This is a genomic window from Luteibacter sp. E-22 (assembly GCF_049913125.1).
Classification (GTDB): Bacteria; Pseudomonadota; Gammaproteobacteria; order Xanthomonadales; family Rhodanobacteraceae; genus Luteibacter.
This window is the reverse complement of sequence record NZ_CP183975.1, coordinates 2,095,384-2,107,382: the sequence shown is the minus strand read 5'-3', so window position 1 is coordinate 2,107,382 and position 11,999 is coordinate 2,095,384. Positions and strand designations below refer to the sequence as shown.

At 60.8% G+C, this 11,999-nt stretch carries 10 protein-coding genes; 4 read left to right on the top strand and 6 right to left on the bottom strand.

The annotated features are described in order from the left end of the window. Nucleotides 1-22: 22 nt before the first annotated feature. On the bottom strand, nucleotides 23-265 hold the full coding sequence (locus ACN9M2_RS09460; protein ID WP_426287817.1) for a hypothetical protein: 243 nt from the start codon (nucleotides 263-265) through the stop codon (nucleotides 23-25). Nucleotides 266-611: 346 nt separating this feature from the next. On the opposite strand from ACN9M2_RS09460, the gene ACN9M2_RS09455 reads away from it, so the two are divergent. Further along, the gene (locus ACN9M2_RS09455; RefSeq protein ID WP_426287816.1) at nucleotides 612-1,820 is read left to right on the top strand and encodes a diguanylate cyclase; all 1,209 of its coding nucleotides are present in this window, start codon (nucleotides 612-614) and stop codon (nucleotides 1,818-1,820) included. A 117-nt stretch (nucleotides 1,821-1,937) separates the two neighbouring features. Beyond that, a complete protein-coding gene (locus tag ACN9M2_RS09450; RefSeq protein ID WP_426287815.1) occupies nucleotides 1,938-3,152 on the top strand; it encodes an MFS transporter in 1,215 nt (404 codons plus the stop codon). A gap of 28 nt (nucleotides 3,153-3,180) precedes the next feature. Here the strand turns inward: ACN9M2_RS09450 and ACN9M2_RS09445 are convergent, their stop codons facing one another. Continuing rightward, on the bottom strand, nucleotides 3,181-3,423 hold the full coding sequence (locus ACN9M2_RS09445) for a hypothetical protein (protein ID WP_426287814.1): 243 nt from the start codon (nucleotides 3,421-3,423) through the stop codon (nucleotides 3,181-3,183). Between the two features lie 171 nt (nucleotides 3,424-3,594). On the opposite strand from ACN9M2_RS09445, the gene ACN9M2_RS09440 reads away from it, so the two are divergent. Further along, nucleotides 3,595-4,356 carry an SDR family oxidoreductase gene (locus ACN9M2_RS09440; protein ID WP_426287813.1) on the top strand — a complete coding sequence of 254 codons (762 nt, stop codon included), beginning with the start codon at nucleotides 3,595-3,597 and terminating at the stop codon, nucleotides 4,354-4,356. Between the two features lie 131 nt (nucleotides 4,357-4,487). Beyond that, the gene (locus ACN9M2_RS09435) at nucleotides 4,488-5,615 is read left to right on the top strand and encodes an L-dopachrome tautomerase-related protein (protein WP_426287812.1); all 1,128 of its coding nucleotides are present in this window, start codon (nucleotides 4,488-4,490) and stop codon (nucleotides 5,613-5,615) included. Between the two features lie 99 nt (nucleotides 5,616-5,714). Here the strand turns inward: ACN9M2_RS09435 and ACN9M2_RS09430 are convergent, their stop codons facing one another. From ACN9M2_RS09430 to ACN9M2_RS09415, 4 genes are all read right to left on the bottom strand, one after another. Further along, complete coding sequence (locus ACN9M2_RS09430) at nucleotides 5,715-8,771, bottom strand: TonB-dependent receptor (protein WP_426287811.1); 3,057 nt, start codon at nucleotides 8,769-8,771, stop codon at nucleotides 5,715-5,717. A gap of 894 nt (nucleotides 8,772-9,665) precedes the next feature. Continuing rightward, a complete protein-coding gene (locus ACN9M2_RS09425) occupies nucleotides 9,666-10,244 on the bottom strand; it encodes a hypothetical protein (RefSeq protein ID WP_426287810.1) in 579 nt (192 codons plus the stop codon). Nucleotides 10,245-11,624: 1,380 nt separating this feature from the next. Next, on the bottom strand, nucleotides 11,625-11,780 hold the full coding sequence (locus ACN9M2_RS09420; protein WP_426287809.1) for a hypothetical protein: 156 nt from the start codon (nucleotides 11,778-11,780) through the stop codon (nucleotides 11,625-11,627). Between the two features lie 14 nt (nucleotides 11,781-11,794). Then, on the bottom strand, nucleotides 11,795-11,929 hold the full coding sequence (locus tag ACN9M2_RS09415; RefSeq protein WP_426287808.1) for a hypothetical protein: 135 nt from the start codon (nucleotides 11,927-11,929) through the stop codon (nucleotides 11,795-11,797). Between the last annotated feature and the right edge of the window lie 70 nt (nucleotides 11,930-11,999).

Genomic DNA, 11,999 nt, shown 5'->3' with positions numbered 1-11,999 from the left:
GGAGTGTCCTACATGAATCGGTTTAGCAGTTGTCCCAGATCGGACGGAGCAGGCGCTCCGTCAACGAGGGGCCGACCAAGCTCGAAAGCAGCTCGTAGAACGTTCGGAAAAGCGCGCTGCCCCCATCGAGGGCGACGGTGCTGCCTTGTTGCATCAACGTGGCCTGCAAAGGTGCGAGGTCCAACGCGGTGGGCTGGCCCTCACCCACGCGAGGTAGCCACCCATGGTTCGCACCGGTGAGAAACAGGCTTCGCCTGTAGAGCATGGCGACGCCGCGCTTCCCAAGTATCGGCCCCAAGGACGCGTCGATCTCGTTCCAGATGGTAACGATGGACCGGACGACGCCGGCAATATCGGGGTTGTCGCCCGCCCGCCGCCTGAGCGCCTCAACGATCCGATCACTCTCTAGACCAACCACAGGAATGACCTGCCCAATTATTGGGACGTGGGCACTCACCATACACTCTCCCGGGCAGTCGCGACGGTTTGGCCAAAAAGACGATATCCGGTGCGCTACGCGGACCCCCTGCCCCCCTCCATCACTTGCCTGGACCTTTGGATATACTCGCCACGAGGCGTGGGGACCTCGAACACCGTGCGGGAGGATCATCGTGGAAACGCTTGCGAGACTGACGCACGCTGGCACCTTGCTGATCGTCAATGCGTTACTCGCGGCACTTTCTTCTGCAATCTTCATCGCCCTCCACCTGAGCCTTCGCAAGACGCGTCACATCCGCGGACTCGCCCTATGGGGGGCCAGTCATGCGCTGATCGCCACGGGGTTCTCCACCCTGGTCCTTCCCGCGTTCGGGATCGAATTCTTCGGCCTGGGATTGCTCGGCAACCTGCTTATCGACCTGGGCACGGCCTTCGGCCTGATGGCGGTCCTGGTCTACTTCGATCACCCGCTTCGCTTCGAACGCGTTCTGTTCGTTGCGGCGATCATCGGGGCAGTGGAGGTGCTGTACGTCCTCAATCGTGGCGAAGACCTGGGCCTCATGGTGGTCGCTGGCGGCAGCCTCAAGGGCTTGTTGACCGTCGCAACCGGCATCGCCTTCTGGCGCTGTCGCGACGAGGCGCAGAGGCTGGCGGCACGAGTCGCCGCGGCCTTTCATTTCCTGTGGGCGGCTGCGCTCTTCATGCGGGTGTCGTGGTGGGAATTACACCCGCTCACGAGTGGGTCCCACGATCCGACCTCCGCCTTCGGCCTGCTATCCCGCTTGCTGCTGACATGGGTGATCACGCCGTGCATCCTGTGGATGCTCAGCCGGCAGTTCGACGCCGAGCTGGTCCAGCTGGCCAAGGAAGACCCGTTGACGGGGATAGCCAACCGGCGCGTCATGTGGGAGCTCGGCGAGCGGGTCGCCGCCGATACATCGCAACCAACGCGACGGTTCGCGGTACTGATCGTCGATGTCGATCATTTCAAGCGGATCAACGACCGCTGGGGCCATCCGGGTGGCGATGAGGCGCTCAAGGCGATTGCCACGCTCCTTCATCGCCATACCCTGGCCCCCAACCTCCTGGCACGGATCGGGGGCGAGGAATTCATGGTGTTGATGATCGACACGCATGAACAGGCCGTGCAGGACTTTGCCGAGGAACTGCGCGCAGCGGTGCAGGATTTCTCCATTACGGTGGTGTCCGAGCATGCGCTGAGATGTACCGTCAGCATCGGCCATCATCTCTTCCATGGCGGGGACAGTTGGAAAAATGCCGTCACCATGGCGGACCAGGCCTTGTATGAGGCAAAGCGGCGCGGACGAAATCAAGCGGTTGCGTCCGCCGACCTACACGATGGACCGCAGGCTACGCGTTAGCACTCGGTTCCTGAAGGGTCCCCATGTCACCTGCGCGCAGGTGACTGCCATTTAGTTGCATTTTGAAACCAACGCGTCTAGGCTCCTCACGGATTCGTCTTGCCATCGAGCAACTCCATGAAGCCACCCCCACGCCTATCCCGCGCACTTCTTGCCCTTCTCGCCTGCGCCAGTGGGGTGAGCGTCGCCAATGTCTACTACGCGCAGCCTTTGCTCGATGCCGTGGCCGCCGACTTTGCGATCACTCCGGCGGTGGTTGGCGGGGTCGTCACGGCGACGCAGGTGGGCTGTGCCCTGGCGCTGCTCTTCGTCGTGCCACTCGGCGATATCGTCCGCCGCCGCCGTCTCATGCTCATCCAGGCGCTGGCGCTTATCGGTGCGCTGATGATCATTACGCTTGCCGGCAACGCCACGGCACTTCTCGTCGGCATGCTCGGCGCCGGCCTGTTCGGCACGGCGATGACCCAGGGCTTGATCGCGTATGCGGCAAACGCCGCGGGTGACAATGAACGGGGACGTGTGGTGGGTACGACCCAGGCCGGGGTCTTCATCGGCTTGCTTTTAGCCCGCGTGGTCGCCGGCGGTATCAGTGACATCGCTGGTTGGCGGAGTGTCTATGCCTTCGCTGCCACCCTCATGCTTGGATTGGCGGCGATGCTCTGGCGAGCCCTGCCCGATCTCCCCGTCCATGCGAACCACATGACGTACCGGCATCTCGTCGCGTCGATGGCGACGCTTATCCGCGACGAGCGAGTGTTGCGCGTTCGCGGCCTGATCGCCCTGCTGATGTTCGCCGCCTTCAACGTCTTCTGGAGCGCTCTCGTGTTGCCGCTCAGCGCGGCGCCCTACCGCTTTTCGCACACGGCCATCGGTGCCTTCGGCCTGGTGGGCGTGATCGGCGCACTGGCGGCCGGGCGTGCCGGGCGCTGGGCCGACCAGGGGCACGGCGAGCGGACCTCGGCCTTGGCGCTCGTCCTTCTCATCGCGGCATGGCTGCCCTTGGCCTATATGGGCGCGTCCATGTGGTGGCTCGCCCTCGGGATCGTCCTGCTCGACATGGGCGGACAGGCCATCCACGTGACCAACCAGAGCCTGATCTTCCGCACACGGCCGGACGCGCATAGCCGGCTTGTCGGCGCTTATATGCTGTTTTACTCGGTGGGAAGTGGCTTGGGTGCGATGTCGACCACGATGACTTATGCGCGGTATGGTTGGGATGGTGTTTGTGCGTTGGGTGCGGGCGTTAGTGGTCTGGCGCTTTTGTTCTGGGCTGTGACCGCGCGACGGGCGCCCTGTGTCGATACGTGTGTTGTTGCCGGCTCCGTTCGATGAAACGAACGTTGGCTATGCGTCCGTCGCCCTAGCGGACGAAAAGCAGGATCAGCAGACCGATACCTGCGGCTAAGGCTACAGCGGACTCCACAAGCATCCACGTGCCATCCGGGTTCCCCTCTCGCCGAAGCCTCCGCATCATGGCAAGCGCCGACGTTTCCGGTGCGTGCGCCCGGCTATAGCGGAAATAAATTCGCCAGCTGGCGAGGCCACATCCGGCCATGATGAGAATCAGCAGGAGATGTACGACGTGATAGGTGGCGGGGTTCATGGCCGGGTCCGTGAGTAAAGGGCGCGCGCGTCAATGCGAGGCATTAGCCGGTATTGCACTTTCGAGGACCTTTCTTGGGCTGGGGTTCGTCTTGCTCTGCCTTCAATTGCTGGTATGTATGAATCTGGCCTCACTCTCGCTCGCGCAAGTACAAGCAAATAGGACATGCCCATGACCAACGCTCCCCAGGCACCCGTCATCCTCATCACCGGCGGAAGCCGCGGCGTCGGCGCCGCCACCGCAAGGCTTGCGGCCGCGCAAGGCTACGATGTGGCGATCAGCTACGTTTCCAACGCATCGGCCGCGCAGTCCGTCGTGGCGGACATCGAAGCCATGGGGCGTCAAGCCCTGGCCGTGCGCGCGGACAGTGCAGATCCGAGACAGGTGGAGCAGCTATTCGCCGCCATCGACGAAACCTTCGGTCGGATCGATGTGCTGGTGAATAACGCGGCCGTCCTGGAACTGCAATCGCGCCTTGAAGACCTCAGCTTCGAACGGATGCAGCGCGTGTTCGCCGTCAACGCCATCGGCCCGATCCTCTGCGCCCAGCATGCTTCCAAACGCATGTCGCACCGTCATGGTGGACGCGGCGGGTCCATCGTCAACATCTCGTCGGCCGCGGCGCGCCTCGGCAGCCCGAACGAGTACGTCGACTATGCCGCCTCCAAGGGTGCCCTTGAGACCTTCACCACAGGCTTCGCCAAGGAAGTCGCGCGGGAAGGTATCCGCGTCAACTGTGTTCGTCCGGGGCATATCTATACCGAGATGCACGCCAGCGGCGGCGAGCCGGGACGGGTCGACCGGGTGAAGGATTCGATTCCGATGGGGCGCGGTGGGCAACCCGAGGAAGTGGCTCGGGCGATCCTGTGGCTGGCGGGTGACGAGGCGTCTTTCGTGACCGGGACCTTCCTCGACGTGACCGGCGGCAAGTAAAGTCCTCCCCTCCCGATCCCGAACCACTTTCACCAAAGCGCTGAAAGTGTTGTTTCAACAGGCGTCTTTTTCCTCGAACAGGCCTCGCGCAAGCTTTACCCGCGTCTTATCCCCTGCCCGAGGTCACTCCCATGAAACAGCTTCTCCTCGCCGGACTTATGGCCACTTCCTTCTCGGCGGTGGCAGATCCTTCCAAGTCACCTGCCGTCGAGCGAGTGGCCACGTTCGAGGGCGCGATGCCGACGGGCGTCACGGTGGCACCAAACGGCCGGATCTTCGTGAACTACCCCCAGTGGGGAGACAGTCCCGCCTTCACGGTCGGGGAGCTCAAGGACGGCAAGGTCAGCGCCTATCCGTCGCAGGCGCTCAATAACGCCGACCCTTCCCATGCGGCTTCCACCCTCATCAGCGTCCAGAGCGTGGTCGCCGATGCCGCCAATCGCCTATGGATCCTCGATACGGGCGCACCGAAATTCGCCGCGCCGATCGTCGGCGGCGCCAAGCTCGTCGCGGTCGACCTTGCCACCAACAAGGTCGTCAAGACCATCGTGCTCGGCGACGACGTGGTCTTTCCCACCACCTATGTGAATGACGTCCGCTTCGACCTGCGCGTGGGCAAAGGCGGTGTCGCCTACATTACCGACAGCTCGGTCAAGGGCCCGGGTGGCATCATCGTCGTCGATCTCGATTCGGGCCATGCGATCCGCCGTCTGAGTGGGCACGCGAGCGTCATGCCGGACAAGGGCTTCGTGCCAGTCATCGAGGGCAAGCCCTTGATGAACCGCCCTGCGGGTGGCTCGCCGAGTCCCTGGCTCGTCGCCAGCGATGGCATTGCCCTCTCCGCCGATGGGAAGACGTTGTATTACTGCGCACTATCGAGCCGCCACCTTTTCAGCGTCCCGACCGCGCTCTTGCGCGATGAAAAGACATCCGACGCGGACATCGAAAAGGCCGTGCGCGATCTCGGCATGAAGGGCGCATCCGATGGCCTGGCGGAAGACGATAAGGGCCGGATCTATGGCGGAGACTACGAGCACAACAGCATCCGCCGCTACAGCGCCGGCAAATGGGAGACACTGGTAACCGACCCGCGCATCCTGTGGCCCGACACCTTATCGGTCGGTACGGATGGCTACCTGTACTTCACCGCCAACCAGTTGCACCGCCAGGCGGGTTTCCATGAAGGAAAAGACGAGCGCAAGCAGCCCTACGAGTTGCTCAGGGTCAAGATCGGCGCGGGTCCCGTGCTGCTCAAGTAGGCGAGCGCACCAAGAAAAAGGCCGCCTGCGTAAGCAGGCGGCACTGGGGAAACACGCGATGGCCCTCACGGGACACTCTAGTTATAGGCGAAACGTTGCTTAGAAGTCGTACGTAGCCGTCAGGCGGGCGTAGCGCGGGTTCTGGAAGTACTGACCCAGGCCGTAGTTGTTGAGCACGGTCTGCGGCGAGGCTTCATACGTCGCATAGCTGATGAGCGGCTTGCGTTCGTTGGTGACGTTGAAGACCGACAGGCCGAAGGCGAGCTTGCCCTCGAAGTAGGACGGACGGTAGGTCACCGCGAGGTCGAGCTGACGGTACCAGGGATTGCGCTTGTCGCCCGGGTGCGACGGCTGGCCGTTGCAGTTGTGGTACGACGAGCCGTAACCGATCGGATCCGGATCTGCCTCGCCGTCCAAGAAGCCCAGGCACGATTTCGGCGCGCCGGAGGCAAGACGCAGGTTACCCGAAACCAGCCATTCGTCCGTGAGCTGGTAGGCGCCGTAAGCCTTGATCTGGTGGGTACGATCGTTAGCCAGAAGGCCATTGGCGTACTGCATCAGCTCGGCGGAATCCCAGTCCTGCGTCTTCGAGATATCCGTCTGGCCGATGTCGGACTTGGTCTGGCCTTCCGTGTTGCCATAGGAACGCGAGAACGTGTAGTCGACGCGACCCTGCCACTTGCCGTCGAACGGATGCTCCAGGTAGAGGTCCAGCGCGTAGTAAGAACGCTTGGCCTTCTGCGAGAAGCCCCAGTCTTCCTGGTTCATCTTCACTTCGGTGCGGCCGGAACCATCCACGTTGGCGAGGCTGAACGTATTGGTGTCGCCCGGGTTGAAGATGACGCAGCCCGGAATGGTCACCGAATCCGGGTCCAGTCCTTCGCGGGTCATCTTGTCGGCAATCTTGCCCGTATCGCAGACGTCATCGATCGCCGTGCGCAGTTTGCGTACCGTGACCTTTGCGCCAGTGACCCAATCGGAGCCAAGGGTCTTATCGAAGCCGAGGATGGCTTCGTCCTGGTACTGCGACTTGAGATCGCGCGCCGCGACCGATTGCGCGTCGATCGGCTGGCCGAACTCCCCATCGGGAGACACGATGCCATTGCCCAGCGGCGTGAGACCGGTCGGACGGCCATTCTGGTCGATACCGGTGTAGTTGAAGTACTCGTAGGTATAGGTCGACGACGAAGCGCCACGTACCGCGACGTTATTCGGCAGTGCAAGGTAGTAGCGACCAAGGTTGCCGTAGATCTTCAGCGACGAGTCGCCGAACACGTCCCACGACGCACCCAGGCGCGGAGCCCATTGCGCCTGGTTATTGACGTAGGGTTTGTTGTTGTCGTTGAAATTCTTGAAGCCGTCGTTACGCAGGCCGATGCTCAGCAGCACCTTGTCGTTGACCTGCCAGCGATCTTCGAGGTACTGCGCGCGCTGGTCGAGCGACATGTTCGTCACGCTAGAGAAGATGACGCGACGCACGTAGTAGCCCGCGCCACCCGGCGCGCCGATGCCCTGCCCCGGGCTGATGGGAACGCCCGGATTCGCGGTGTGGAAGTAGCGCCAGTAGTAGCCCGGGCCGCTCGTCGAGGTGCCCTCGTCGATGCCCTTGTAATGCATGTTGTCGATACCACCGGCGAGGTGGTGATCGCCCAGCTGCCATTCGAGGTCGAGGCGGAGGCCATGGGTGCGGCTACCCGCGCTCGGGTCCTGGCTGGTCTGCGAGGAGTTGAGGTTCGTGATGGGGTTGCCGCCGTTGAGCGCGGGATTCTGCAGCGCCGGATTGAAGATGTACGGCTGTTGGTCGATGTTCGGCGTCGGGTTGTGCAGGTAATCGTCCGTCCACCCCTTGGCATAGGTCGCCGAGAGCGTGATGTCATCGGTGATGTAGGACGTGTACTTGGCGATCGCGTACTTCGACGTGATCTTCGACGTGTCCGCGTCCGCGCCGGTACGGCCCGACTTCGTGCGCGTGTCGTAATCGTAGCCGGTGTAATAGCCGCGCTGCTCGTCGGTCGAATGGATGCCCGTCAACTCCAGGATGTTGCTGTCGTTGATGTTCCAGTCGATCTTGGCGTAGATCTTCGGCAGGTTGTACGTGTAATGGTTGTTGGCGACCGGGTTGGCCTCGGCATTCGAGGTGCTGGTGCCTTCCGACTTCTCGGCCTCGGCGGCGACGAAGAAGAACAGCTTATCCTTGATGAGCGGACCGCCGACGTAGGCGCTATAGGTCTGAGTCCACTTGGTGTTGTCTTCGCCGTTGCGGTAAAGGGCACCTACCTTGCTGGTATCCTGGTAACCGTAGCCCGCCGGCAATTGGCGGCTTCCGTAGTAAACGCTGCCCGGATTCGAGGCGGCGAACTTGGGTTCCCAAAGAATCTGGGCGCCAAAATGCCAGTCGTTCGTACCGCGCTTACCGACCTGCGAAATCACGCCGCCGTCGGAGCGGCCGTACTTGGCGGAATAGCCGCCCGTATAGACTTCCTGCTGGTCGATCGCGCCATACGGCAGGCCGACACCACCAAGGGCCTTGTAAGGATCGGTCGTGTTGTAGCCGTTGACGTAGTACGCGTTCTCCGAGGCACCGGAGCCGCCGAACGACACGGTGCGGAATCGGCCGTTGCCGAGGGTGCTCTGGCCGGCGACGGCGCCCGGGGCGAGCAGCGCGATGGCTTCCGCGTTACGACCCAAGGGCAAACGAGCCAGGGTCTGGGCGTTCACGACGGTGCGGGAATCGACCGTCGAGGTATCGATCGGAGGCAAGGAATTGGCGGAAACAGTAACGGATTCGAGCGCCTGTGCGTTCGCTGCGGTTGCGGCGCTCGCAAACGAGACGTCCGTGCTGCCACCCACCTTGATCTGGATGTCCTTGCGCGAATCGATGACGGCACCATCGCGCTTCAGGCTGACGGTGTAATTACCCAACGGCAGGTTGCCGACACGATAACGGCCATCGGCATCGACCGGGACATCGCGCGTGAAACCGCTATCGCTCGTCACGGTGACGGATTCGCCCGCCGCGACCGGCACCTGGCCGAAGATGGAACCACTGGTCGCCTGCGCGAAGACCGTGCAGGTGGCACCCATGCCGAGTGCCAGCGCGACAGCCAGCACCGACGGCCGCACGAAGGTGCGCCGCTCGCTTCTCAAGAATTCCATGGTCTCCCCCAAAAGGAAAAATGATTCGAAATGAAAAAAGTTGGTCTTACACCCTCATTCCCATCCCACGCGATATCGGCGATGTAACGCTGCTGCTTCCCCAAGCAAAGAACGTGTTGTATCGCGTCGGATAGAGATATCGCTTAATCCCGCGAATGATTTGGATGTCCAAATCTTTTACGGATCGAGGGCAAGACTATGCGTCGGTGTGATGACAAGTCAACAGATGTTGGGGGTAATTTTTGAACATTCGCAATAACTTGCGGCGGGGTCATCCCTTCAATCGACTGCCGAAGCTCACTACGGTGTCCGACCTTGCCATGAGAGCTATTGTCATGGCCTCATCGCTGGCTCTTGGTCCCGGACGCCCTCCCCCACCTAATGGACTACGCCCATGAACAGCGATCCATACAAGATTCCTGACCTGCACGACGGGCAGTTCGAAAGACATGGAAAATTACAATACCCCTGGTGAAATCCAGAGCGACACGACAGCGAGAGGGCTTGGCGCCCTTTGCCTTTCGGCCCACTACCTCAGTTGGGAACAGGCAGAGAAGATCGTTGATCTGGTCGCGGCATTGAGGTGGTTGCCATTGGAAGCACTATCTGTGCCGCACCTTAGGATGACCGGTCACATCGGTGTATCACCACCATGAACCATCCTGCCTGGACACCACTCCGCGAACAGGCCGCCCAGTCATCGGCACTACTGCGGCCCGAAATTGAACGAAATAGAGCACGCCGCGCTGCCTTAGATGCATTTATGTCCGGCTGTTGGCGCACTTACTTCTAACTTCATTCTGCAACCCAGAGGAGCGTAGGCGACAAATCTCCCACCTCTCCATCCGCTTGCCCTCCGGATGATAGAAATCTCGCCCTGGACGAGTCGTCCGGCTACCCATCCATTCGCGCCTCAAACTGCCGCACACTCTCGAGCATTACGCCCAGCAATTCGCTATCCCTGAGACCGATGCGCTCAAACATGCCGTGCTCACCCAGGATAAAAACTGAATAGAACGTCGTTTCACCGTTCCAGAAAATCTGCAGTCCCAGTACGAACCCGGCCCTGGCCCACGCGTCCCATTTCCGGAGCACCGCCGCCAACATCTCAGCCTCGCTCTCGTCGCTCTCAGTTTCCAATGGGAATGCTTTCAAGACCGCGCCAGACAAATCGCTCGTCTCTTGGCGGAAATCCAAAAGCCCGTTCCCACTGCCGTCGATATCCACGGTATACAGATTACCGTTACACCGCTCACCATCGAACTTGATGAGGACGAGAGCCTTCTCGCGCGTTACGATTGCGCTAGCAGCAAGGACATGCCTGGCCGATTCCAGCCAATCGTCCGGAGACACTTCTGGATCAACGCTTGGATCCACGTCATTTGCCTCACTTTTCTGGAGCGTTCTGGCTGTTGGTCGGGAAACCACTTGGAATTCGGATAGCCGGGTCGGAAAATCAGGTCTGGAAAGCATCTCTTCGACTCCGGCAAAACTTCGCAGGAGACCAAAGTCTCCTTGGTGCCAGCCTCGTTAAGTCGAGGCCGAGGACACGCTGGGTGAGGCAAACTCGAATGTCGGTGGCGCTACCGACCAGGCGCACTCACTTGGGCTGGCCGCATCACTCGCCAGAAAACATAGCCGGCAAGGGCCCCGAATACCGCTGCCACTATTGAAAAACCCAGGAACGGCATCCAGCCTGAAGCGTCACCGCCCGAAAGCCTGTCGGCGAAAGTAGCCCACCAGAGCGCGGCGGAGGCTGCCAACGCGCATGAGATACCGACCATGCAGAATACCCAGCACGTCTGCAGGCGACGTGTCAAAAAATACAGCGGTATGCCCGGAAACACAGCGGCGCAATAGCTCACGGGAAGGACGATCATGCACGCCCAAAGTCCTTCGCCCAATCTGGCGCCAGCAACAGCTATCAGCATCACGATGGCCGAAGGCGTAAGTGGCGCGAGGAGAAACGCTGTGATGAGACGATGCTTGCCGAGAGGGTCTAGTGGCATTGGCCTATTCTTGACATCTCACATGTTGGGCTGGAAGACATAGGTGGCCCCTCGAAATTCCAGATGGAATTTATAAGTTCCCCGGATTTTGACCCTGGAGCCTGCAATGGGGCGGTTCCTTCGCCCCATGTTTGCGTTACCGAACCATCAGGGAGGCCTGGTAGCGGCGTGGCCTCCCTGACGACAACGCCTGACGCCAGCCGGTGCCCCTCCTGAGTGACGTTCACGATGGCAGGCTGGCCGTCCTTCATATTTATAACCGCAAATGACATCACTGGACTGATCCGAATCGGAAAGAGACCTCCCAAAAGCGGCGTTGCGTCATTTGGCGTGCCTTGCGGACTAGCTGGGCTGGGAAAACCAGGTGTCGGAAAGGCGTTCAATTGCTCTCGTGCGCTATTTACTGATGTCGCCAGGTTGAGGGTAGGTACGCTGTAGAAATGGTAATTTGCCGAGCCGGACGTGAAATCCCTGAATTCTGCCTGGGCGCGAAACGCTACGTCGTAGACGGCAGTAACGCACCTGGTAATTCCATCGTTCGTCGTGCAGTCACGCCCATCCGGGTCAGTATTCGTTACGGGATTTCCGTTTGCGTATAGCTTGCAGATCTCCGATAACTGCCTTGATGTTGTTAACGGACGGAGAGGGGCCATGGGCGGGTGGTTTCCGCGACCATGGCGACCAGCCCTAGCCGAAACCCGTATCAAGACTTCACCATACCCGCTCAGGTACGCGGGCGACAGTCAGGCACCTTGGCCAGGGTCGTAGATGAACCCGTTCGGTGGTCATTAAGGCCATGGATTGTCCTTCCCGGGATAAGTCGATGAAAGTCGACAACGCCGGCTCAGCGGATGCCTTCATCCCGTTTTGCGGCGTCGTCCATTTTCTTTTCGCCGTCCTCAATCTCCTTGTCACGCTTGTCCTGGGCCGCCTTGTCTTTTTTTGCGACGTCATTGAGGTTGCGGTCGCCAGACTGCGGCTTGTGGTCTTGGTCTGCCATCGTGTTCTCCGCTGTCAGCCGTGGTCTTCGTTGTTGTGGGTTTGCTGCGGGGATTCTTCTTTTCCAGGCTTTTTCTCGACGTGGTTTCCGGTGCTTTTGTCGTAGTCCTGCGGTGTGCGGGCCGTGTCAGTGTCGGTTTTCTCACTCATGGGTTGGGCCTCAGTGTGAAGCTCCGACGCTCCTCCTAGTCCTGTAACGCACAGGGAAGTCCGCGTGAAC